This is a genomic window from Bacillus sp. SORGH_AS_0510 (genome assembly GCF_030818775.1).
Taxonomy (GTDB): domain Bacteria; phylum Bacillota; class Bacilli; order Bacillales; family Cytobacillaceae; genus Neobacillus.
In genome coordinates this window covers 2,281,190-2,302,659 of record NZ_JAUTAU010000001.1, presented here as the reverse complement: position 1 = coordinate 2,302,659, position 21,470 = coordinate 2,281,190, and the positions used below count along the sequence as shown (strand labels likewise).

Sequence of the window (21,470 nt, the reverse complement as noted above, 5' to 3'; positions counted from 1 at the left end):
ATAGAAAAACCAGCCAATGGCTGGTTTTTTAATGGCTTACTATACTAAATTTTGCAAGCATCTGGATAGTTACATCATCCATAGGCGGATTGTGAATACCGGCTCTAACATCTCGATAATATCGTTGTAACGGATTATTAATGGAAAGACTTCTAGCACCCACAACCCTCATAGCTAAATCAACTACTGAAATAGCCGTATTTGTAACGGTTAGTTTAGCTGCACCTAATGCTGGGCCCATTTTTACTCTTTCCTCTTCAGATGATAGATCCCATTGTTTTGCCACTCCGTATAGAAAATACTCTGCTTGCATTAGCATAAGCTCCATCTCACCTATCTTTTGTTGAACATTTGGTAATTCTATAATTGCTCCACTAATACTATTTGGTGTGTATTCTTTTGCAAACTCAATAGCGTAACGTTTAGCCGCCTTTGCAATTCCAAGATAACATGCAGGGATATGTAGAAGCCATCCGTTCGCTTTTTTTCCTTCCATTACTACCTTTTCAACAAGATACTCTTCAGAAAGAACAACATTATTAAGTATTAAATCATGACTCGCAGTACCTCTAAGTGAAATACTGTCCCAAGTCTCTACAATTTCTACTCCATTTGTGCTCCGTGGAATTAGAAAATTCCCTATTTCTTCAGAGCCTTTAATGGAAGCAGAAACTATGAAATAATCAAGAACTGGTGACATAGTTGTAAATGTTTTTCTACCATTAACTGTCCAATTCCGGCCCTTTTTTTCTGCAATTGTTTCTGGCCTACCTCCACGGGTAGGACTTCCTGTTTTAGGTTCTGTTGCAGCACTATTTATTAATGCACCCTTTTTAACATTTTCAAAAAGGAAATCTAAGATCGATTCATTCCATGAATTTTTTTCTCTAAGATTCAAGATAATTCCCATGTGCCATCCAATAGAAAGCGCTGTAGCACCATCGCCTTCTGCTATTAATTCTTGAAGGCGGATCAGTTCATAAAGAGAAATTCCCTTCCCTTCGTACTTCGTAGGTAACGTTAATGTTGTATAGCCCGTATCTTTTAAATCCTGAATATTTTCAAATGGAAAACTACCATCAATATCCACTTGATGCGCCCTTGTTAAAAATGTTTTTGATAGCTGTCTCATGAATTCGATCCGCTGTTCGATAGTTCCACTCGTTTGAAAGTCCACTTCATTCCCTCCATCCTAAAAACTAAAATGATTTATAATAACATTACCATATAATTCTCAATTAGCCTGTTAGATTGCTATAAAAAGCAAAATAAAAAAGCAATCAAAATAGTTGAATGCTTTCAAAAATACATCTAATACTCTCATAATATGTCACTTAAATTTCATCTTTGCTTTTTCTAAATAATTTTTTGTTCCCCACTATAGTCCTCCTTCCCCATCGTTAATTCATTCATTAACTGTTTTACTTTTTTTAACGCACGATGTTGTGTGGTCTTTACTTTACTCTCAGACCACTCAAGTGCTTTAGCAGTTTCAGAAATTGACATCGAATGGATATATCTCAATATTAAAACCATTCTGTAATCAATCGGACATTTATCTACACAAGTATAAAGCATACTAATTTGCTCATTTTTAAGTGAAATTTCCTCAGGCAGAGGAGAGGAATCCTTCAATTCATTTTTATTCCAGTCAAAGGAACTAATAATTCTTTTTTTCCAACCAGAGTTTTTTCGAAAGGAATCAATGGCAACATGCCGGGCAATCGAGAATAACCATGTTTTTTCACTGCTCTTCCCTCGAAAGGTCCCATAGGATTTAAATATACGTATATAAACTTCCTGTAAAAGGTCTTCTGCTTGTTCACGGTTGTTAACCATATAATATAAAAATGAAAATAGATCCTGATGATATTTATCATAAAGTTCCTCAAATTGACCTGGCATATTATTCGCCTCCTTTCAATCCATAAGGCGAAAAAAAGCCATTAAAAGTTACAACAATAAAAAAAAATTATAAACTTGGCAATTATAACTGATAAAATACCTAATTCGAATCATCATTTCGGTTATTAAGTTTACTCTATATTTGCAAATCTCTCCAAATCACTGTTCTCTCCTATTACTACCAATACATCCCCGTGATTTATGACTTTATCTGGTGAGGGCGAAATGTTAATTTCATCTCCATGACGGATAGCTATCACACTTAAATTAAACTTTGCCCTAATATCAAGTTCTCTTAAAGTTTTTTCATTCATCCGGTCGGGGATTTTCACTTCCTCAACACTATAATTTTTCGAGATTTCTATAAAATTTAATACTTTAGGAGAAATTAACTGATGGGCAACACGGATGCCCATATCTCTCTCTGGAAACACAACCCAATCAGCTCCTACCTTGTCTAATACCTGACCGTGAAGCTTATTTAGTGCTTTAGCAATTACCTTTTTTACACCCAGTTCCTTTAATAGTAAAACACTGAGAATACTGGCTTGTATGTCATTTCCAATTGCAACTACCACTGTATCAAAATTTCTTATCCCGATGGATTTTAATGCCTCTGAATCTGTAGAATCCGCAATAACAGCATGCGTGACGAAAGAATGGGATTCCTCCACTCGTTCTTCATTTACATCAACACCTAACACTTCTTGTCCAGATTCGAATAACTTTTGGGCAATACTAAGCCCAAATCTACCTAAACCAATAACTGCGTATTGATTTGCCATTTTTCAAATTCTCCTTACATCTTCATAATTTAGATGGGTATATATACTACTTTTGCCCTTGGAGGAATAAAATATTTAGTTCCAATCCTATTTGTGTATTTACCAACATCTATTTCAACAAAAAACTTCATAAAAATTCCACCAATTGTGTCGTACCTCACAGTATTATTTGGCAGAGTGTTCTATAATACTGAAGAAAATTTCCAATTTAATCAAAACTATTTGTTAGTATTACTGGAGGTTACTGGTAATAAAAAAAATAATGAATTGGGAGTTAAGGGGGATAAAATGAATCAAGGATCAAAGCAGCTTTTTATTCAAACGGGTAGTCTAGTCGCGGGATTTATGGTTTGGGTGCTTATTTCTTCACTGATGCCTTTTATTAAGGCAGATATACCTTTATCATCCACAGAAATTGCTTGGGCAACAGCTGTACCTGTTATTCTCGGATCCCTACTAAGGGTTCCGATTGGTTATTGGACAAATCGGTATGGAGCAAGAATTCTTTTTACTATTAGCTTCTTACTTTTACTTTTACCCATTTCAATTATTAGTTATGCGAATTCGTTATTCCTGTTAATTCTAGGCGGTTTTATGCTTGGGATCGGAGGAGCTGTATTTTCAATCGGTGTTACATCTCTTCCTAAATACTATGAAAAAACAAAACATGGATTTATAAACGGTATTTATGGTGCAGGAAATATTGGGACAGCTATAACCTCGTTTTCTGCACCTGTATTAGCTAACATGTTCGGATGGAGAAGTACTATTAAAATATTTCTAATCATAGTGTTAATCTTTGCAGTGATAAACTTTTTATTTGGTGACAGGAAGGAAAAGAAAGTAAATAACTCATTATCAACCCAGGTTAAAGATGTTTATAAAAACCCTAAACTTTGGTTTTTATGTTTATTTTATTTTATTACCTTTGGATCTTTTGTAGCGTTCACCATATATTTACCTACCTTCTTAGTTAATCATTTCGAATTAGACAAAGTAGATGCAGGTTTGCGCACAGCAGGTTTCATTGCACTTGCAACCTTCTTTAGACCAGTTGGCGGCTGGCTTGGTGATAAGATCAACCCTTTTCTCATCCTTATGGCTGTATTCTTCAGCTTAACTTTTGCTGGATTTTTACTTTCATTTACACCATCATTGCCTATTTATTCTTTTGGGTGTCTACTAGTAGCTTTCTTTGCAGGCATTGGAAATGGCGCCATTTTCAAGCTTGTACCCTTATATTTTTCAAAGCAGGCAGGTATTGTTAACGGGATTGTTGCTGCTATGGGAGGATTAGGTGGTTTTTTTCCCCCAATTATTCTTACCATACTTTTTAATTGGACTGGTCACTATGCGATTGGTTTTATGTCACTTTCTGAATTTTCACTTGCTAGTTTAGTCATCGTTGTTTGGCTTTACTATCAAGATAAATTAGATATTTCAGCAAAAATAGTTAACCATGCGGTAGACGGAATTTGCGTCACTGATGTTAATGGGATTATTCAGAGTATAAATCCGGCATTTACCAGAATTACAGGATATACTGAGGACGAAGTAGTAGGAAAAACCCCGAGCGTCCTTCAATCTGGAGAACATGATAATGAATTTTATAGACAAATGTGGACTCGCTTGAAATCAGAAGGATTTTGGGAGGGTTATATATGGAATAAACGCAGGAATAATGAGATTTATAAAGAATGGTTAACCATAACAGCGATAAAAGATGATATAGGTGAAACAAAAAATTACGTTGGAATGTTTAACGAAGAAAAAGAATAGGTTTCAGGTGCTTAAAGTAGATCTTCAACTAATGAGGGTCTCTTTTTTTAGGTTTTTAAAAGATAAATATTACAACTTTTTGTCAAACAATCTGAGTTCACAGTTCCTTCACTATTTTTGTGACGTACGTCACAAAAATCATGTTACCATCTGTCTTATAGTAATTACACAAGGAACATTTATAGATTAGTAACTTTAAATACGATTCATATATAGGAGGAAATAACATGGCAAGAATTACTTATTGGAATCCAGAAGACGAAAAGTTTTGGAACGAAGAAGGAAAAAAACACGCAAAAAGGAATTTATGGATTTCTGTCCCATCTTTGATGCTTGCTTTCATTGTTTGGCAAATATGGTCAGTGGTTGCCGTTAGACTTAACGATATTGGGTTTCATTTTACAGAGGAACAACTATTTACACTTGCTGCTATTCCCGGCTTAGTTGGAGCTACACTCCGTTTCGTTTATACTTTTGCTGTTGGTTCTATGGGTGGTAAAAACTGGACAGTTATATCAACAGCGATTTTAGCTATACCTGCAATTGGAATAGGTTTTGCAGTTCAAAATCCCGATACTCCATTTTCCATTATGCTCCTTCTAGCTGCACTTTGCGGACTAGGTGGCGGAAACTTTTCTTCATCATCAGCAAACATCAGCTTTTTCTTTCCTAAAAAGGAAAAAGGAACAGCGCTTGGTATTAACGGTGGTTTAGGAAACATGGGGGTATCCGTAGTACAATTTATTACACCTCTAATTATTACATCTGGAACTTTTGCACTTGTTGGTGATAAACAGGTATTGGCTACTGGCCAGGAAGTTTGGTTACAAAACGCAGCATTCATCTGGGTTATCCCAATTGTTATAATGACACTGCTAGCCATTTTAAAAATGGATAATGTACCTGGTGCAAAGCAATCTGTAGCTGATCAATTTATGGTAGTTAAACGAAAGCATACTTGGATTATGACAGCACTTTACGTTGCAACATTTGGATCATTTATCGGTTATTCAGCTGCATTTCCATTATTATTAAAATCACAATTTCCAGAGCACATTTCATTAGCCTTTCTTGGGGCGTTAGTGGCAGCTGCTGCTAGACCTGTAGGAGGCTGGTTAGCAGATAAACTCGGCGGCGCTAAAGTAACAGCATATGTATTAGTTATTATGGGAATTGGAGCAGCAGGTGTTATTTACTTCTTAAATGGTAAACAATTTACCGGATTCCTAACTGCTTTCTTAGTTCTATTCCTTGCATCTGGGATTGGTTCAGGATCAACTTTCCAAATGATTCCTACCATCTTTATACCAAAAGAGGCAGCACCTGTAATTGGATTTTCTGCAGCGTTTGCAGCGTACGGTTCTTTCTTTATTCCGAAACTATTTGGATGGTCAGTTAAAGCAACTGGTACACCAGTTACTGCATTCTACTTCTTTATCGGGTTTTATTGTATAGCATTTGGCTTGAATTGGTTCTTCTATCAACGAACAGCAATAGCAAATAAAATAGTAACAAAACAAAAACCTGCCTAGTTTGGCAGGTTTTTTTATTAATCCAATATTTTTACCTTTATATCTTTTCTACCCCACTCAAGAGCTTTTTCCTCTGATGGGATAAACACGTCAATCCGGTTTCCTTTAATAGCTCCACCAGTATCAGATGCAATAGCTACACCATATCCTTCTACTTCGACCTTACTTCCAAGTGGAATGACAGATGGGTCAACTGCAATAACCTTAGCATTAGGGTTTGCATTTAGATCAAGTCCTGTTGCCGTAGTTCCGCTGCAGCCTTCACATGAAGCAGTGTAGGCAGTTGCCTTAACTGTAATTTCTTTTGGAGTTTCCTCCGCTTTCGATGTAGGTTGGACTTCTGTTTTGCTTTCAACATTAGTTGCTGCTTCTACTTTTGGCTCCTCGCTGTTTGGTGCAACAGTCTCTTTAGGAGAAACCTCAGATGCTTTTGAGGTTATAGTTGGTGATGTTGGTTTAACCATATTACCAGTAGAAAAATCATTTACTTCATCATAGATTACTAATTGTAACCCTGGATGGATGAGATCTGTATTTAAACTATTCCATTCTTTAATCATAGTAACTGACACTTGATTTTCTTTCGCAATATCCCAAAGCGTATCATCCTTCACCACTGTGTATTTCTTTTCAGTTGCAATAGTTAATACGTCCCCTGGATGAATTAGGTCAGTAGAAAGGTGATTCCACTTTTGAATATTTTCTACAGATGTATGATGTACACGAGAAAGATCCCATAGGGTATCACCTTTCTGTACTGTTAACTCTGCAGCTTGTACATTAGCACCTACAGTTCCTGAGAGTGCAACAACTGCAATAAAAGTTTTCATCTTTTTTATCATTTTTTTACCTCCCATGTTCTTTCGCAGCTAACTTTCATTCATCTTAACATGAATTTTTACGAAACAAAGAACAAAGGCATGTTAATTCGTTTACAAGCATGGCAGTTATATTACAATAACATTTCTGCATTGCTGTATTATAGCATTCAATGAAATTACTTCCTATTCTGGTACTTTTTATACATATTTTAATAAAAAAAATAGTGTAGGAATGATCCTGCACTATCATACAATAATATTACTTATTCAAATTCTAGAAATTGCAACAGCACACGCTTTATATTCAGCTGTTCCAGAAATTGGATCATATTCATTTAAAGTTAACACATTTGTGGGAGTTTCACTCCAGTGGAAGCTCATGAATACAAGACCCGGAACCACTTGATCTGTAATCTTCGCTTTCACCTGAAGTTCTCCTCTTCGTGAACGAACCTGGACTACTTCTCCATCACATATTCCTAGTGCATTCGCATCTTCAGGATGAATATCAACCGTTTCTTCTGTTTGTTTTATTTTCACACCGGATGCGTAATGCCGTGTTTGAGTATGTGTATTATATGACTCATATCTTCGGCCAGTCGTTAACATAAAGGGATAGTCACTATCCGGCAATTCTAATGGTGCTGTATAATCGACAGGAACAAATGGTGCCTTTTTCACTTGTGAATCATTTTGATGAAAACGTTCGTGCATAACGAATGTACCTGGATGCGACATATCAGGACAAGGATAATGAAGACTATACTCTTTTTCAAGTCTTTCGTAAGAAATTCCACCGTACATTTCCCAAGCAAGTTTCCTAACCTCATCCCAGATTTCTACACTATTATTATAGTGCATCGGATATCCCATTAATGTAGAAAGTTCACAAAGAATTACCCAGTCTTCTTTCGTGTTAGGATGTGCCTCAATAGCTTTTCTAACCCGTTGAATTCTTCTATCTGTATTTGTATAAGTTCCATCTACTTCTCCCCATGACCGGGCTGGTAAAACGACATCAGCTAATTTTGCTGTTTCTGTCATGAAAATATCTTGAACAATTAATAAATCAAGCTTCTTAAAAATTTCCTTTGTATGGTTCATATGAACATCTGCAAGGATTGGATTTTCTCCAATAATATAGAGAGCCTTTATTTCACCCATCTCCAACCTGTCAAAAGTTCGTGTCTGGGTATCACCAGCATGTGGGTTAAGGACCACTTTCCACTCCTTCTCAAATCGTGCCCTAAACTCATCATTTGCCAAACTCAATGCTCCAGTCAATTGGTTCGGTAAACACCCCATATCCCCTGCCCCTTGGACATTATTTTGACCTCTAAGCGGCATAATCCCTGCACCTTGTTTACCAATATTCCCTGTTAATAAGGCTAAATTTGCAATATCAAACACATTATTTACTCCACAATGGTGCTCTGTAATACCTAGTGTGTAGGCAATCATTGAACCTTTAGCTGTTGCGTATTCTCTGGCCGTTTCTATAATATCATCTGCTTTTAAACCTGTTATTTGTGCTACATATTCAGGTGTATAAGGTTCTACCCGTTTTTTTAATTTTTCAAAATCAATAGTAAACTGTTCGATAAACGTTGGATTATATAGATTTTCTTTGAGAATCACTCTAATCAATGCATTTATGAGAGCAATATCCGATCCAATATTTATTTGTAAGTGTCGATGAGCTACTTTAACCATATCTATTTTCCTTGGGTCAATCACAATGATCTTAAGTCCGGATTTTGCAGCTTTCTTCATTCGATTAGCAATAATAGGATGAGCTTCTGTGGTGTTTGAACCCATTAAAAGTAATACTTCTGCTTTATCAAAGTCTTCTAATGTGTTTGTAGGGAAACCGCTTCCAAAAATTGTTGCCAGACCGGCAACGCTAGGAGCATGTCACGTTCGGTTGCACCCATCAATATTATTACTATTAATAACGGTTCTCATAAATTTTTGTGTGATAAAATTAGATTCATTAGTACTTCTTGCACAAGCAAACATACTAATGGCGTTTGATCCCCAGGTTGTTTTGATTCGGTTTAAGTTACTTGAAATATATTCGTAGGCCTCTTCCCATGTCGCATCCACAAGCTTACCTGCTTTTCGAATCAGTGGAGTTGTTAACCTGTTTTTTGCATGAACATATTTGTAAGCAAACGCACCTTTAACACATGTCTGTCCTTTATTTACAGGCGCATCTTTGTCACCACGGATTTTCATTATTTGATTATCCTGTACTTCTAGAACTAAGCCACATCCGGTACCACAATAACCGCATATTGTTTTAACAAAATTTGGTTCACCCACGCGCTTTCCTCCCCTGCAAACATAATTACCTATATAATCATAATAATCCATTTATAACATTTTATAGCTTCCTTTTTTGTAAAAGTTATGTCTAATTTTCGAAATAATCCCAGGTAAAAAAAAAACGAGAGGCTTCTCTCGTTTTTAAGCAATTTTTGCTGGTAATAAAATATTAAAAGTTGTTCCTTTATTCGGTTCACTTTCAACAAATACTTTTCCATTATGGCTTTCAATAATCTTAAAACTCACCATTAGACCTAGGCCATTACCATTCTTTTTAGTAGTAAAAAATGGCTCACCTAATTTTTTTAACTTTTCTTTCGATATTCCGACACCTGAGTCTTGAATTGAAATTTGAACATTATTTTCCTGAATGACAGTCCTTACTTGTAGATCTCCACCATTTGGCATTGCTTCAATTCCATTTTTAATAAAATTTAAAAACACCTGCTTTAGTCGATTTTCATCGCATTCAATTTGAATTATTTCATGTTCACAATCAAATGATAAGCGGACATTTTTCTTTCTAGCTTCGAACTCCAGTAAAGAAACTACATTTTTTATAACTGGAATAACATTCTTTTCTTCAAGTTCAACTGCTTTTGGCTTTGCCAACACCATGAAATCCTCTACAATCGTATTCACACGTTCAATTTCATCAAGAATAATATTTAAAAATTCCATTCTATCAGGATCTTTCTCATCCAGTTGTAAAAATTCAGCATAGCCTTTCATAGAAGTAAGTGGGTTTCTAATCTCGTGCGCAACCCCTGCAGCCAATTGACCAACTGCAGCCAACTTATCCTGTCGATGAAGTACTTCTTCCGTTCTCTTTCTCTCCGTAATGTCATTTCGAATCGCAAGGTATTGATATGGTTTTCCTTGATCATTCAAGAAAGGCACAATAGTGGTATCTACCCAATAATAAGTCCCATCCTTTGCTTTATTCCTAATTTCACCTTTCCAAACTTCTCCTTCGCCAATAGTCTTCCATAGCTTTTTAAAAAATTCCTTGGAATGGTATCCGGAGTTGAGAATATTATGGTCTCGGCCAATAATCTCTTCACGATTGTATTTGGATATCTCACAAAACTTATCGTTGACACTTGTGATTTTTCCTCTCGCATCTGTAAAAGCCACAATAGAGGATTGGTCTAGCGCAAATTTGATATCATTAATTTCCTTTATCGTTTCTTTAAGATGGTCCTCCGCTTTTTTTCTATTAGAAATATCCGATCGAATGGCAATATACTGAACTGGTTTCCTCTTGGCATTTAAAAACGGCACAATCGTGGTATCCACCCAATAAAAAGAGCCATCTTTTGCCTTGTTACGAATTTCCCCCCGCCAAATCTGTCCTGATTGGATAGTTTTCCATAAGCTTTTGAAGAATTCCTTAGAATGGTACCCTGAATTTAGTATGCGGTGATTTTTCCCTAGGATTTCTTCCTTTTTGTATTTAGATATCTCTTCAAATTTATCATTAACATAAATAATCGTTCCGTATGGATCTGTAATAGCTACGATGGCTGCAGCATCAAGTGCTGCTTTAATGTCCTTTAGATTCGTATCTGATGTTGCTAATTGCTTACTAATTAATGCACTTGATACAATGAGACCTCCAATAATCAAAACAGCTACAAATAATACTAAATATATAAAAAAAGGACTATCCGCATTCGCACCTTTTACTACTTGATTAGTGATAATAGATGCGCGCTTTAAAAGGAAATGCCCCTGAGCAATAGAAATTGACATGATTATTGCACTTATTGGTTTTAACCAAACTTGATTACCTTGGGTAAAGCTTTTTGACGAGTATAGAATCCAAAATGAAAAGAAAAACAAGGCGAATATTACTATAACCGAAAACAGATATAACAAGAGATTATATTCTATACTTACATTCATTGCATACAAACTAATGATATGAACAGCAAGCACAGCAAACGTTAAAAAAGTACTACCTACAATTAAATGGGGGTATCCAACCGTTTTCCCATAAAACGAAAGAAAGGCCATCCCTGTAAAAGCAATTCCTATAATAATGGAGAGAATGGTAAGTGGAATATGATAGCTAGCAAATCTATTAGTGTCCGCAGAAATGTGACCTATAAAATTCATAATCCAAATGCCAATCCCCATGGAAAATGTTCCACCCAAAAAAAGTAACCTTTTATTTTGGCTAGATGACCTGCTTAAGATAAACATGTCTAAAGCTGTATATGATGCCATTATGGTTAATCCAATGGCGATAATAATAAAATATGGATGAAAGGTTCCAATCATTGCATTCATTAACCAGCATCCCTCCATTTTTGCATTTTATTTCTACTATGATTGTAATGTAAACAATAACGTTATGGAAGCATTAAATGTTGAACCATCAATAAATCTTGTGTGTGATAAAAGACTCATTTTTTATAAATTTTCAATTTTTTTAAAAAAAGCCTACACTTTTTTTTATTTTTTGTTTATACTGTACTATAACAAGGGAAGCAATTAATAAACTGTATTAATAAAGGAGGAGTTTTAAAATGTTAATGAGTCCGGTAGAATTTTTCCGCAACTTACCTAAGAAGGAATGTTCAGAGTGTGGTCAGCATATGGAAGAGCAAGCTGAAAGTTATTTTATGGAATGTGACCACTGCTTAGCAAAAAAAGAAGAATAGACAACAAAAAACTCTCCAATCCTTGGAGAGTTTTTTATTTGTTTCCGTTTAATAAATAATTAGGCAGGGATAATCTTTTTTTAAAGGCAAATGCTTTATGTAAGGAGATGATGGCAATGACTAAAAATGATAATTATTTTACGGCTTCAAAAAATAATGATCCTGTAATTCCCGCCAAAAAATATGTAGCTGGAGATTCGGTAGATAAACACAGCGACTTAGAAGAAGCTAACATCATCTTAACTGGTGATGAAATTCACCAGCAGAATGAAAATCTTTAAAGGAGGGTTATGTATATGAGTATGATTGATATGAATAATGCCAAACCAGGGGATGAGGTTTATGTAATTTACCGGAATCCACATGTTCCCACTGTTGCAAACATTAAATCAGCAGAAATTGTACAGCATCCTAAAGACCCTAATGCCCTTGCTTTATTTCTGAATGAAACGTTTCATGTTATTGAAGATGATGATGCCTTGTTTTCTACATCAGAAGCAGCCCAACAAGCTTATGATGAACATTTCTTGGATTCATTTGATGAATAAAAGACTGTCCTAGCACAGAGACAGTCTTTTTTCCATCAGGGTTTTTAAATTTTTGGAAGCTCTCTCATTTGCTCAATCATTTCATTGCCGCACATTGGACAAAGCAAATCATCAGCAACAAAATCTTTCCTCATCCAGCCAATGCATGAGTCATCTATACAGGAATAGATTTCAGTATCTACCAGTATTGTCTCAATCTCTTCTTCTTTTGCTCTTTTACCGTAAAAAATTGGGACCGCCTCCTTTATTTATAGTATGGACAAAAAAGTACCTTTTCATTTCATAAATATCCCTATTTTAAGGAGTGACTAAACCATGGATGCTCATAATCAGAAACAACATACAATAGTCGGCACTGATATAGAAGAGGTAAAACGTCTAAACAGCCAATCAGGGTTAAGTTATAATGAAGTGAAAAATATACTTGCTAAAAAATATTTTCAAAAAAGTAAAATGAACTGAGCTGACTCAAGTATTGAGTCAGCCAATAATTTTCTTCCTATTTTCAAATGCTACTCCTCTACCAGTATACCAGACTGTATTAACCAAGCATGAAAAAATGATGACGCTCAATAATACTAAAACAACAATGTCCACTGATCATGTATACTTTTTTCTGGTTTTTTCTCTAAATATTCTATAGGAATTCTGAACTGGTGAATTTGCGGAATAAGAAAAAGAAAATAACCCATACTTAGAAAATGAGCTATCGAAGTTCAATAATACTAGGTGATGAGGGAAGTATATGAAAGAGTTAGTCTTGAGTTTGATTGCAGGAATGTCGGTCGGCATATTGTTTCGCTTTTTAAAGCTTCCACTACCAGCTCCTCCCGTATTTTCTGCTGTATTAGGTGTATTTGGTGTTTATTTCGGAGGCGTAGTCGTTGATTGGATTATACAGAATTTTACAAAATAATTTAAAATGAGGCTGACTCGCTAGGAGTTAGCCTCATTTGCTTATTCAATGTAATCAATAGTTATGTTTTCTTGGTGTTCTTTTGAAAGTAATTTACTTTTCTTTCTGTTTTCCTTTGATTGAAAGATAATATCAAAATCATAATCCTCAGGATATAACTCACTAGCTGGAATATATAAATCAATTCTTTTATGATTGATCGACACTTTTTCACCTTTAACCTGAACAAGGTAATTGCCATATTGGTCTGGACCTTTATAAATAATTCCAAACTGATTAGATGGAGAGAGCCTTACATTATCCCCTTGTTGATAGAGTGGAATGTTAATCTCCGTTTTTGGAGCCTTTTTTACAGCACCATGTTTATTTACAATTATTTGCTTTTCTAATTCTCTCAATTTCCAGGAATCTGTGATTTCTGTTTTATACTCTTTTTCATCCTTATAGGTAATTATATGTGCTCTTTCAATAATCTTAGGATGAATGCCAAGTTTTAAGGCAATAGCAAACGCCTGGCTTTCTCCTCCCCTTCCTATAGTAAGGCGATAGGTCGGACTTAAGGTAGCTAAATCAAATTCCATCGATCCGTTCAGAAAACCTTGATGGTTCTCGGCAAAAACTTTAATTTCACTATAATGGGTGGTTGCGAAGATAGTCGCCCCTTTTTCATATAAGGTTTCTAGGATAGCCGTCGCAAGACCCATCCCTTCTCCCGGATCTGTTCCTGAACCAAGTTCATCTAAAAGGACTAATGATCGATTGTTTGTTTCCTTTAAAATATCAATGATATTTACAATTCTTGAACTAAACGTGCTTAAATTATCTGCAATACTTTGCCCATCGCCAATATCAACTAAAATACGTTCGAAAATACAAATATTGCTCTCTTGTGATGCTGGAATATGAAGACCACATTGAACCATTAACGTCAAAAGGCCGACTGTTTTTATTGCGACTGTTTTTCCTCCTGTGTTTGGACCGGTAATAACTAATGCTTGCTTTCCCTTATCCAGTTTGAACGACAACGGAACTGCCTTTTCACCCAATAGTGGATGTCTAGCATGAATCAATTCAATATTCTCCGAAACGTTAATTCCAACCTTCATTCCACCTATAGACCTACAATACTTAGCTTTTGCAAACAAAAAATCATAATGAACCATAGTCTCAATTGCAATAAGAATTTGCTGCTCCTTTTCTTCTACCAACCCTGTCAAATAACTTAGAACCTTTTGGACCTCTACTTCTTCATCTGACAATAACCACGTTAACTGGTCCTGGTAAACGGCAATTTCCTCTGGCTCAATAAAAAGCGTGGAACCTGAAGCAGACGTGTCTAATACAGTACCTTTTAGTTTATTTCTAAACTCCTTTTTAATTGGAATAACATATCTTCCACTCCTCTGGCTAACGACACTCTCTTGCAAGTAGGATTTGTACTTATTTGACCGAATTAGCTGTAAAGTTTTCTCCTTTAATCGCTCTTCATGGATGGTAATCTGCTTTCTTACCTTTAATAACTCTTTACTTGCGTAATCATCCACTCTTCCATTACGGACACAACGGATGATCTCACTGGCGAGTTCAGGAAGTTCCTCAATCCCCTCTACGTAAGCTGACACTCTCGGAGCATAGTACTCCTTATCCTTCATATACCTGCGCATCTTACCACAGCAGTCCAAAAAGTCATAAAGCTTCAATAACTGGTCGGTTCTTAATACTACTCCTTTGTTCATGTTATTGATTAGCAGTTCCATACCTTCTAAACCATGCACAGGAACACTTGCGCTCTTCTTTAATATTTCAACTGCTTCAGACACTTCATCTAGCCAGGCTTCAATTTGTTTTTGATTGGTCGAGGGTGTCAGGCACTCAATTTTTCCTTTCCCTTCTTTTGTTAACGCAAAGTCTGCTATACAACTCTTTATTTTCTCAAATTCTAATACCTGAAAAGTATGTTGGTTCAACTGAGTAACCTCCTAAAAATAAAAATAGCCGCAATGAACAATGTCATTGCGGCTAAGTAAAAAGTAAAGACTTTACTTATTTTACATACTAAAATTTAACCAAAATAAAAACTGTCTACACGAGTGTACACAGCCTACATTGGCAAAAGAATGTATGCTTATGTTTGCCCATTGTTCTTAACTTCACTCCATAACCACACTTAAATAAACCTTTAAATAATACTTAAAAAGAAAAGGTAACAATGGTTAAAATAGAATGAGTGTATCCTATTGATTGGATTAGTTAAGAACGACACCTAACATAAAACATACTCCTTTTTTAAGAAAAAAGTTAATTTCTTCTAAAAGAATATAATAAATGCAATTATTTGTCAATAAGATGAATTTTCAGATGATTAAATCAATAATATACGGAATAATTAAAGAGGTTAATACAGCTGCGATTCCCATAGCTGCACCTGATACAGCACCTTGTATCTCCCCTTCTTTCACTGCTTCTGCTGTTCCTATACCATGAGCAATTGTTCCAATTGACAGGCCACGAGCAAAAGGATGGTTGATTTTAAAAATATTTAAGACTTTAGCACCAAACATAGCTCCAATCATTCCGGTAATAATAACAAAAGCGGCAATTAGTGGCACATTCCCTTTAATAATCCTTCCTATTTCAGTTGCTACGGGTACTGTTACAGATTTTACTGTCAACGCTCTTATAAACATCTCTGATAAGTCAAGTAAACGTGCTAGTAAAATAGCAGAACAGATCGTTGATATAGTACCAACGGATATGCCTATAAAAGCGGCAATAAAATATTTAGTAAATAATTGACGATTTCTATATATTGGAAGTGCAAGAGCAACTGTTGCTGGTCCAAGTAAATATGTTAAGATGTTTTTTGCTGGAAGATAATCATTATAAGATTGCTTAGAAGCAACTAATAACCCAATAATAATAACAGTACTTAGAAAAACAGGATTAGTCAGGGGCATCGGGCATTTTTTCGCAAGTATTCTAGCTAAATAATAGACAGAAATGGTTATAAGAATATTATTAAGCGTGATCATGATGGCTCACTTGATCCTTCTCATTTTTTAATATGACCACTTGCGTAGCTTTTCCAGCTGATATTAGCCCAACAAAAGCACTTACACTAAGTACAAGGAGTAATGGTAATCCATTCTTTACTAGAGTGCTCCCCAATGTCATTAATCCAATTGAAATGGGAATAAAAAAGAAACCAAGATGTTTTAACAGCCAGCCGGCTGCTGTTTCTATTTGTTCAACCTTAATAATACCTAACCAAAGTAGGAAGAAAAGTATAACAATCCCTACCACATTACCAGGGATAGGCAGATGAAATAATCTGACTATAAGATTTCCGAGCTGATAAATTACAATCAAAATCCCCATTTGTATGACAAAATTTAATACTTGTTTCATCACGACTAACACCTATCCTCTACTATTTAACCCATACTCTTAGTTGTCAATAATATACGATGTTAAAGTCCCTAATCATATTAAAGTATAAATGATTATTCGTTTAAGGGCATAAGCTTTTGTTCACAAATTATCCATATCTTTTTTCAACAATCTTCTTTATCTTATTGTTAGGAGGGATAGTTATGAAAAAAATCTATCTCATTTGTGGTCTTGCAATATTTTTAGGGATTGCGGCAGGAATTTCCTATTTTCTAATTCGAGACGCAAATGCGACAATACCAGCAGAAGTTAGTTTGATTAATCAAAATGGCAAAACCTATACCTTTGGGAAGGATCCAACCAAACTTAAACTAATTGAATTTATCTATACTCATTGTCCAGACATTTGTCCTACCACTACACAAAAGATGGTGGCCTTGAAGAAGGATTTAGAAAAAAGCGGAATTTACGGAAAAGAGATTGAATTTGTCACCATTACCATTGATCCATACCGTGACACACCACAAATTTTACAAGAATATATGAAAGGCTTTGGGATTGACAATGATAACCAATGGATATTTTTAACTGGTGAGAAACAAAGAATAAAAGAGGACCAGAAAGAAATTCAAAAGGTGACGGATGCATTACAATTTCAATATAAAGACCCAGGGAATGGTCAATTTGTCCATTCAACCTTTACTTACTTAGTCAATCAAGATAATAAATTCATCGCAAAGTTTCCTATGGGAAATGACTTTAATAAAAAAGATGTATATGAAACAATTATGGATAAGCTTTATTAAAATTTTTTCTTTGTTTTAATCAATAAAAAAAAGCGGTTAGTCCCTAGGATTAATCGCTTTTTAGTTCTAATTTTTCCTATTTAATTCACAGATGAAGGATATTTTTTAATTTGCTGTAAAGATAAAAGGTAATTGGACTTCGGTTTTGTTAAACTCGCTTTGATTCCAGCCTTTTTTAATTTATTTACGAGTTCAGTAAGCTGTTTTTTTGCCATACTTCTCACCTTCTTTAATACTTCTTAATCCAATTCTACAACAAAATTATGAATAAAGTGTGAAAAAGAAAAATTTTTTTAGAAAATTTTTCATTCTAACCGGTGAATGAAAGAATTCGCTCTTCACCTTTTTTAATGGTATAATTAATAGATATTTTGTTTTGGAGGATTTAATTCATGATTACAGTTAGTAATGTAAGTTTAAGATATGGTGACCGAAAATTATTTGAAGATGTAAATATTAAATTCACACCTGGTAATTGCTATGGTTTAATCGGTGCAAACGGTGCTGGGAAGTCCACGTTTTTAAAGATTCTTTCTGGCGAAATTGAATCACAAACAGGAACAGTTCAACTTGGTCCAAATGAAAGAATGGCGGTTTTAAAACAAAACCATTTTGAGTATGAAGAATATGAAGTTCTAAAAACAGTTATCATGGGTCATTCCAGACTTTATGAGGTTATGCAAGAAAAAGACGCAATTTATATGAAGGAAAACTTCACAGACGAAGATGGCATGAAGGCTGCTGAACTTGAAGGTGAATTTGCTGAATTAAACGGATGGGAAGCAGAGCCTGAAGCGGCCATTCTTTTAAAAGGCCTTGGAATTGGGGAAGATCTTCACTATAAGACGATGTCAGAATTAACAGGTTCTGAAAAAGTGAAGGTCCTTCTTGCACAAGCATTGTTTGGCAGACCGGATGTTTTACTACTGGACGAGCCTACTAACCACTTAGATATTAAAGCAATCCAATGGCTAGAAGAGTTCTTAATTAATTTTGAAAATACAGTTATTGTTGTATCCCATGACCGTCACTTCCTAAACAAAGTTTGTACCCATATTGCAGACTTGGACTATGGTAAAATTCAAATTTATGTGGGTAACTACGATTTTTGGTATGAATCAAGCCAGTTAGCATCAAGATTAACCTCTGATGCTAATAAGAAGAAAGAAGAGAAAATAAAGGAATTACAAGCCTTTATTGCCCGATTTAGTGCAAATGCATCAAAATCGAAACAGGCTACCTCTCGTAAGAAGCTACTGGATAAAATAACACTTGATGACATTAAGCCTTCCTCTCGCCGTTATCCATTTGTTGGATTTACACCGGACCGGGAAATCGGGAACGATTTACTAAGAGTTGAAGGATTAACAAAAACGATTGATGGTGTAAAAATCCTGGATAATGTTAGTTTCTTTATGAATAAGAACGATAAAATTGCGCTTGTAGGTACAAATGAGATTGCGAAAACAACTCTATTTAAAATATTGATGGGTGAAATGGAGGCTGACAGTGGTACTTTTAAATGGGGAATTACCACTTCACAAGCTTATTTTCCTAAAGATAACTCCGAGTACTTTGAAAACTCAGACCTTAATTTAGTTGAGTGGTTACGCCAGTTCTCTCCAAAAGATGAAAGCGAAAGCTTCTTAAGAGGCTTCTTGGGTAGAATGCTATTTTCGGGAGAAGAAGTGTTGAAGAAGGCTAGCGTTCTTTCCGGGGGAGAAAAAGTTCGTTGCATGCTATCCAAAATGATGTTAAACGGATCGAACGTACTTCTTTTAGATGAGCCAACGAACCATTTAGACTTAGAATCAATTACTGCTCTAAATAATGGTCTAATTAATTTTAAAGGCTCACTGATCTTCTCTTCACATGACCATCAGTTCATTCAAACTATTGCGAATAGGATTTTTGAATTAACACCAAAAGGTTTAGTTGATAAGCAAATGTCTTATGATGAATATTTGGAGAATGAGGAAGTTCAAAAGCAAGTAGCAGAAATGTATAAATAATTGTTAAGAGGCTGAACCCACAAGGTCAGCCTCTTTCATTTTTTACATTTGTTTTTGTTTTCTTCTTGAAGAAGACTCAGCTCTTGATCCTGTTTCTGTTACCGTTGTTCCTTGTCCCTCAACTTGGGGTGAATTGAGTCCAATTGTGGATGGATCTGCTTTCTTTTTACTACGTTTTCCCATCATTACACCTCCCTTAATAGTTTTTGGAAGGTTAATGCTACTTATACGGAATATTTCCGTTAAACTTTGGCATGATAATCTACAGGAGGAGGTGTTTTGTATGGCAAAAGTTGGTGTAGAGCAATCTCTTACAAATATTCAACAAGTACTACGTGAAAAAGGCTATGACGTAGTTGAATTAAAACAGGAATCCGATGCACAAAACTGTGATTGCTGTGTTGTAACTGGTCTTGATTCAAACGTGATGGGAATGCAGGATACCCTTACAAAAGGCTCTGTAATTGATGCAAACGGGATGTCCGCGGACGAAGTATGTCAACAGGTTGAAAGCAGGCTTCAATAATGATTTCTCAAAAGACTAAAGGTTGTAACCTTAGTCTTTTTTTTAATCTTCTTTTGAATAAAAATTCACTTTAGGACCATTTTGTGGTGATGTAGCTGGTTTTATCCTTTCTTTTTGTCCGGTATTCCTTTCCTCTTCCTCCTCATTTTTATCGAAGTTAGGTTGAAATTCAGTACCATAGGTTGCTCCAATATTTAATTTCCCTTTCAGTTCTTTAATTCCAAGCTGCCCAAAGTTATTGTTTAATTCGTATTTATCTAAAATGATTTTTTCAATATTAATCTTCTCTATAATAATTGGAGGTTCATTATGTTTGCTAGCTTCTTCCGGGGGAGATGATTGTTGGAGGGTTTGCAGCTGCTTTTGTAATTTTTCAATATTCAATTCTAAGGAAGTCAACTTTTTCTTTAATTCCTTTTCGTAATCATTTTTGCTAAAGATTAGGAATAAATCTTTTAATGACATGCTCACAAACGCTCCCTTTTCTTCACTTACTTTCATATATATGGGGATTTCAGTTTAACATGTCCACAATTAAAAAGGACGGTCTAAAATCTTAAACGCGCCTATTCAATTGGAATAATCTCTCCTTTTTCAACGATTCTTTGGTAACTTACGATTAATAATCCATTCCAGAATTTAGCATTTAATTGATTAGGACTTACGGTATCAGGTAACCGTATTTGCCTCTGAAAATCTCCATAAAACCTTTCCGAATAGGTAAGCTTTAATTCAGAATGGTTAAATAAGGCATTCCCTTTTATGGTTAAGGAATTTCCGTTCAGCCCTAATTCAAGGTTCTCTTTTTTCATCCCTGGTACCTCAATTACTACTAAAACTTCACTTTCCCCTTCTAATATGTCAATAGCGGGAAATGGCGGTGTATTTTTTTCTTCTCTTCCAGATTGTTTTGCAGATTGAGGAGCTGCATTGGGTTGTTCATTCATAAATTGCTTAGCGAAATCTTGATCAAAAATATTATTCCAAAAATCTCCTCCATTCATATTTTTGGCCACATCCATCCATTGTTTTAATTTATCCATATCCATTTAATCCCACCTCCCACATTCTAATTCCACAAATTTGTTACTATCATCTTACTAACGATATTTGTTTTTTAATCCTGATATTACACATCTTTCATAAATGTCTCAGACATACATATACTTAAAAACAAGAAAAAGGAGGCGATCTAATGCCGGCCCCAGCCCCTTATATAAACATTAATATATTTATGATTAAAATTAATTCCTTTGAAAATGCTTCAGCCGTAAATATTGGTCAAAACCTTTTAGCAGAATGGCATAATTCTGATAAGAAAAATCAAGGTTTTGGACAAAATTTTGGTGATAAGAGTGACTTTATCGGAACAAGAAGCCTTGTTGATGATAAGGATCAAATTGATTCCCCCTCCTCCTTTAATGCAAAACCATTAAACTATACAAAGGAGTAA

General features: G+C 35.2%; 25 protein-coding genes. 11 read left to right on the top strand and 14 right to left on the bottom strand.

Annotation, left to right across the window (positions count from 1 at the left end; all coding sequences use genetic code 11):
* Window positions 1-28: 28 nt before the first annotated feature.
* The 3 genes from QE429_RS11840 to QE429_RS11830 all read right to left on the bottom strand — a co-directional run bounded on the left by QE429_RS11840 (window position 29) and on the right by QE429_RS11830 (window position 2,690).
* The gene (locus tag QE429_RS11840) at window positions 29-1,177 is read right to left on the bottom strand and encodes an acyl-CoA dehydrogenase family protein (RefSeq protein WP_373463192.1); all 1,149 of its coding nucleotides are present in this window, start codon (window positions 1,175-1,177) and stop codon (window positions 29-31) included.
* 179 nt (window positions 1,178-1,356) lie between these two features.
* Window positions 1,357-1,905 (bottom strand): RNA polymerase sigma factor SigX, encoded by a 549-nt coding sequence (gene sigX, locus QE429_RS11835; RefSeq protein ID WP_307287186.1) that lies wholly within the window; start codon window positions 1,903-1,905, stop codon window positions 1,357-1,359.
* A gap of 131 nt (window positions 1,906-2,036) precedes the next feature.
* Window positions 2,037-2,690, bottom strand: coding sequence for a potassium channel family protein (locus QE429_RS11830; RefSeq protein ID WP_307287185.1), 654 nt, complete (start codon window positions 2,688-2,690; stop codon window positions 2,037-2,039).
* Window positions 2,691-2,978: 288 nt separating this feature from the next.
* Between QE429_RS11830 and QE429_RS11825 the strand changes: the two genes are divergently transcribed.
* Both QE429_RS11825 and QE429_RS11820 read left to right on the top strand, forming a co-directional pair.
* Window positions 2,979-4,469, top strand: coding sequence for a nitrate/nitrite transporter (locus QE429_RS11825; RefSeq protein ID WP_307287184.1), 1,491 nt, complete (start codon window positions 2,979-2,981; stop codon window positions 4,467-4,469).
* A gap of 227 nt (window positions 4,470-4,696) precedes the next feature.
* Window positions 4,697-6,001, top strand: a complete 1,305-nt coding sequence (locus tag QE429_RS11820) for a NarK family nitrate/nitrite MFS transporter (RefSeq protein WP_307287183.1) — start codon at window positions 4,697-4,699, stop codon at window positions 5,999-6,001.
* Window positions 6,002-6,018: 17 nt separating this feature from the next.
* Here the strand turns inward: QE429_RS11820 and QE429_RS11815 are convergent, their stop codons facing one another.
* The 3 genes from QE429_RS11815 to QE429_RS11800 form a co-directional block, all read right to left on the bottom strand.
* On the bottom strand, window positions 6,019-6,843 hold the full coding sequence (locus QE429_RS11815) for a LysM peptidoglycan-binding and 3D domain-containing protein (RefSeq protein ID WP_307287182.1): 825 nt from the start codon (window positions 6,841-6,843) through the stop codon (window positions 6,019-6,021).
* A 246-nt stretch (window positions 6,844-7,089) separates the two neighbouring features.
* Complete coding sequence (gene fdhF, locus QE429_RS11805; RefSeq protein WP_373463191.1) at window positions 7,090-9,198, bottom strand: formate dehydrogenase subunit alpha; 2,109 nt, start codon at window positions 9,196-9,198, stop codon at window positions 7,090-7,092.
* A gap of 93 nt (window positions 9,199-9,291) precedes the next feature.
* A complete protein-coding gene (locus QE429_RS11800; RefSeq protein WP_307287181.1) occupies window positions 9,292-11,445 on the bottom strand; it encodes a PAS domain S-box protein in 2,154 nt (717 codons plus the stop codon).
* Between the two features lie 239 nt (window positions 11,446-11,684).
* Here QE429_RS11800 and yhfH point away from each other — a divergent pair, with 239 nt between their 5' ends.
* The 3 genes from yhfH (at window position 11,685) to QE429_RS11785 (ending at window position 12,367) form a co-directional block, all read left to right on the top strand.
* Window positions 11,685-11,819, top strand: a complete 135-nt coding sequence (yhfH, locus tag QE429_RS11795; protein ID WP_307287180.1) for a protein YhfH — start codon at window positions 11,685-11,687, stop codon at window positions 11,817-11,819.
* Between the two features lie 116 nt (window positions 11,820-11,935).
* Window positions 11,936-12,100, top strand: coding sequence for a hypothetical protein (locus tag QE429_RS11790; protein WP_307287179.1), 165 nt, complete (start codon window positions 11,936-11,938; stop codon window positions 12,098-12,100).
* A gap of 15 nt (window positions 12,101-12,115) precedes the next feature.
* Window positions 12,116-12,367 carry a transcriptional regulator SplA domain-containing protein gene (locus QE429_RS11785; RefSeq protein WP_307287178.1) on the top strand — a complete coding sequence of 84 codons (252 nt, stop codon included), beginning with the start codon at window positions 12,116-12,118 and terminating at the stop codon, window positions 12,365-12,367.
* A gap of 44 nt (window positions 12,368-12,411) precedes the next feature.
* On the opposite strand, the gene QE429_RS11780 is transcribed toward QE429_RS11785, so the two are convergent.
* On the bottom strand, window positions 12,412-12,597 hold the full coding sequence (locus QE429_RS11780; RefSeq protein WP_307290788.1) for a cold-inducible protein YdjO-related protein: 186 nt from the start codon (window positions 12,595-12,597) through the stop codon (window positions 12,412-12,414).
* Between the two features lie 85 nt (window positions 12,598-12,682).
* Between QE429_RS11780 and QE429_RS11775 the strand changes: the two genes are divergently transcribed.
* Window positions 12,683-12,829 carry a hypothetical protein gene (locus QE429_RS11775; RefSeq protein ID WP_307287177.1) on the top strand — a complete coding sequence of 49 codons (147 nt, stop codon included), beginning with the start codon at window positions 12,683-12,685 and terminating at the stop codon, window positions 12,827-12,829.
* Window positions 12,830-13,112: 283 nt separating this feature from the next.
* Window positions 13,113-13,283, top strand: coding sequence for a XapX domain-containing protein (locus QE429_RS11770; protein WP_307287176.1), 171 nt, complete (start codon window positions 13,113-13,115; stop codon window positions 13,281-13,283).
* A 41-nt stretch (window positions 13,284-13,324) separates the two neighbouring features.
* On the opposite strand, the gene QE429_RS11765 is transcribed toward QE429_RS11770, so the two are convergent.
* The 3 genes from QE429_RS11765 to QE429_RS11755 all read right to left on the bottom strand — a co-directional run bounded on the left by QE429_RS11765 (window position 13,325) and on the right by QE429_RS11755 (window position 16,691).
* Window positions 13,325-15,250 (bottom strand): endonuclease MutS2, encoded by a 1,926-nt coding sequence (locus QE429_RS11765; protein ID WP_307287175.1) that lies wholly within the window; start codon window positions 15,248-15,250, stop codon window positions 13,325-13,327.
* A gap of 387 nt (window positions 15,251-15,637) precedes the next feature.
* Entirely contained in the window at window positions 15,638-16,315 is a 678-nt protein-coding gene (locus QE429_RS11760; protein ID WP_307287174.1) for an LrgB family protein, read from the bottom strand.
* Complete coding sequence (locus QE429_RS11755; protein WP_307287173.1) at window positions 16,302-16,691, bottom strand: CidA/LrgA family protein; 390 nt, start codon at window positions 16,689-16,691, stop codon at window positions 16,302-16,304. The genes QE429_RS11760 and QE429_RS11755 overlap by 14 nt, the downstream gene beginning before the upstream one ends.
* A gap of 185 nt (window positions 16,692-16,876) precedes the next feature.
* Here QE429_RS11755 and QE429_RS11750 point away from each other — a divergent pair, with 185 nt between their 5' ends.
* Window positions 16,877-17,479 (top strand): SCO family protein, encoded by a 603-nt coding sequence (locus QE429_RS11750; RefSeq protein WP_307287172.1) that lies wholly within the window; start codon window positions 16,877-16,879, stop codon window positions 17,477-17,479.
* An 80-nt stretch (window positions 17,480-17,559) separates the two neighbouring features.
* Here the strand turns inward: QE429_RS11750 and QE429_RS11745 are convergent, their stop codons facing one another.
* Window positions 17,560-17,694, bottom strand: a complete 135-nt coding sequence (locus QE429_RS11745) for a hypothetical protein (RefSeq protein ID WP_264760442.1) — start codon at window positions 17,692-17,694, stop codon at window positions 17,560-17,562.
* A 177-nt stretch (window positions 17,695-17,871) separates the two neighbouring features.
* On the opposite strand from QE429_RS11745, the gene QE429_RS11740 reads away from it, so the two are divergent.
* The gene (locus QE429_RS11740) at window positions 17,872-19,491 is read left to right on the top strand and encodes an ABC-F family ATP-binding cassette domain-containing protein (RefSeq protein ID WP_307287171.1); all 1,620 of its coding nucleotides are present in this window, start codon (window positions 17,872-17,874) and stop codon (window positions 19,489-19,491) included.
* 42 nt (window positions 19,492-19,533) lie between these two features.
* Here the strand turns inward: QE429_RS11740 and QE429_RS11735 are convergent, their stop codons facing one another.
* Complete coding sequence (locus tag QE429_RS11735; RefSeq protein WP_307287170.1) at window positions 19,534-19,674, bottom strand: YuzL family protein; 141 nt, start codon at window positions 19,672-19,674, stop codon at window positions 19,534-19,536.
* 100 nt (window positions 19,675-19,774) lie between these two features.
* On the opposite strand from QE429_RS11735, the gene QE429_RS11730 reads away from it, so the two are divergent.
* The gene (locus QE429_RS11730; RefSeq protein WP_307287169.1) at window positions 19,775-20,017 is read left to right on the top strand and encodes a YkuS family protein; all 243 of its coding nucleotides are present in this window, start codon (window positions 19,775-19,777) and stop codon (window positions 20,015-20,017) included.
* Between the two features lie 42 nt (window positions 20,018-20,059).
* On the opposite strand, the gene QE429_RS11725 is transcribed toward QE429_RS11730, so the two are convergent.
* Both QE429_RS11725 and QE429_RS11720 read right to left on the bottom strand, forming a co-directional pair.
* The gene (locus QE429_RS11725; RefSeq protein WP_307287168.1) at window positions 20,060-20,482 is read right to left on the bottom strand and encodes a hypothetical protein; all 423 of its coding nucleotides are present in this window, start codon (window positions 20,480-20,482) and stop codon (window positions 20,060-20,062) included.
* A 101-nt stretch (window positions 20,483-20,583) separates the two neighbouring features.
* Window positions 20,584-21,066, bottom strand: coding sequence for an Hsp20/alpha crystallin family protein (locus tag QE429_RS11720; protein ID WP_307287167.1), 483 nt, complete (start codon window positions 21,064-21,066; stop codon window positions 20,584-20,586).
* 146 nt (window positions 21,067-21,212) lie between these two features.
* Here QE429_RS11720 and QE429_RS11715 point away from each other — a divergent pair, with 146 nt between their 5' ends.
* A complete protein-coding gene (locus QE429_RS11715; RefSeq protein WP_307287166.1) occupies window positions 21,213-21,470 on the top strand; it encodes a hypothetical protein in 258 nt (85 codons plus the stop codon).

Bases quoted from the DNA above. Each gene is read 5' to 3' on its own strand.
- QE429_RS11830 (WP_307287185.1), bottom strand. From the start codon at position 2,690: ATGGCAAATCAATACGCAGTTATTGGTTTAGGTAGATTTGGGCTTAGT.
- QE429_RS11800 (WP_307287181.1), bottom strand. From the start codon at position 11,445: ATGAATGCAATGATTGGAACCTTTCATCCATATTTTATTATTATCGCC.
- QE429_RS11790 (WP_307287179.1), top strand. From the start codon at position 11,936: ATGACTAAAAATGATAATTATTTTACGGCTTCAAAAAATAATGATCCT.
- QE429_RS11815 (WP_307287182.1), bottom strand. From the start codon at position 6,843: ATGATAAAAAAGATGAAAACTTTTATTGCAGTTGTTGCACTCTCAGGA.
- QE429_RS11730 (WP_307287169.1), top strand. From the start codon at position 19,775: ATGGCAAAAGTTGGTGTAGAGCAATCTCTTACAAATATTCAACAAGTA.
- QE429_RS11745 (WP_264760442.1), bottom strand. From the start codon at position 17,694: ATGGCAAAAAAACAGCTTACTGAACTCGTAAATAAATTAAAAAAGGCT.
- QE429_RS11785 (WP_307287178.1), top strand. From the start codon at position 12,116: ATGAGTATGATTGATATGAATAATGCCAAACCAGGGGATGAGGTTTAT.
- QE429_RS11750 (WP_307287172.1), top strand. From the start codon at position 16,877: ATGAAAAAAATCTATCTCATTTGTGGTCTTGCAATATTTTTAGGGATT.
- QE429_RS11735 (WP_307287170.1), bottom strand. From the start codon at position 19,674: ATGGGAAAACGTAGTAAAAAGAAAGCAGATCCATCCACAATTGGACTC.
- QE429_RS11770 (WP_307287176.1), top strand. From the start codon at position 13,113: ATGAAAGAGTTAGTCTTGAGTTTGATTGCAGGAATGTCGGTCGGCATA.
- QE429_RS11725 (WP_307287168.1), bottom strand. From the start codon at position 20,482: ATGTCATTAAAAGATTTATTCCTAATCTTTAGCAAAAATGATTACGAA.
- QE429_RS11775 (WP_307287177.1), top strand. From the start codon at position 12,683: ATGGATGCTCATAATCAGAAACAACATACAATAGTCGGCACTGATATA.
- QE429_RS11820 (WP_307287183.1), top strand. From the start codon at position 4,697: ATGGCAAGAATTACTTATTGGAATCCAGAAGACGAAAAGTTTTGGAAC.
- QE429_RS11740 (WP_307287171.1), top strand. From the start codon at position 17,872: ATGATTACAGTTAGTAATGTAAGTTTAAGATATGGTGACCGAAAATTA.
- sigX (WP_307287186.1), bottom strand. From the start codon at position 1,905: ATGCCAGGTCAATTTGAGGAACTTTATGATAAATATCATCAGGATCTA.
- QE429_RS11715 (WP_307287166.1), top strand. From the start codon at position 21,213: ATGCCGGCCCCAGCCCCTTATATAAACATTAATATATTTATGATTAAA.
- yhfH (WP_307287180.1), top strand. From the start codon at position 11,685: ATGTTAATGAGTCCGGTAGAATTTTTCCGCAACTTACCTAAGAAGGAA.
- QE429_RS11720 (WP_307287167.1), bottom strand. From the start codon at position 21,066: ATGGATATGGATAAATTAAAACAATGGATGGATGTGGCCAAAAATATG.
- QE429_RS11825 (WP_307287184.1), top strand. From the start codon at position 2,979: ATGAATCAAGGATCAAAGCAGCTTTTTATTCAAACGGGTAGTCTAGTC.
- QE429_RS11760 (WP_307287174.1), bottom strand. From the start codon at position 16,315: ATGATCACGCTTAATAATATTCTTATAACCATTTCTGTCTATTATTTA.
- QE429_RS11755 (WP_307287173.1), bottom strand. From the start codon at position 16,691: ATGAAACAAGTATTAAATTTTGTCATACAAATGGGGATTTTGATTGTA.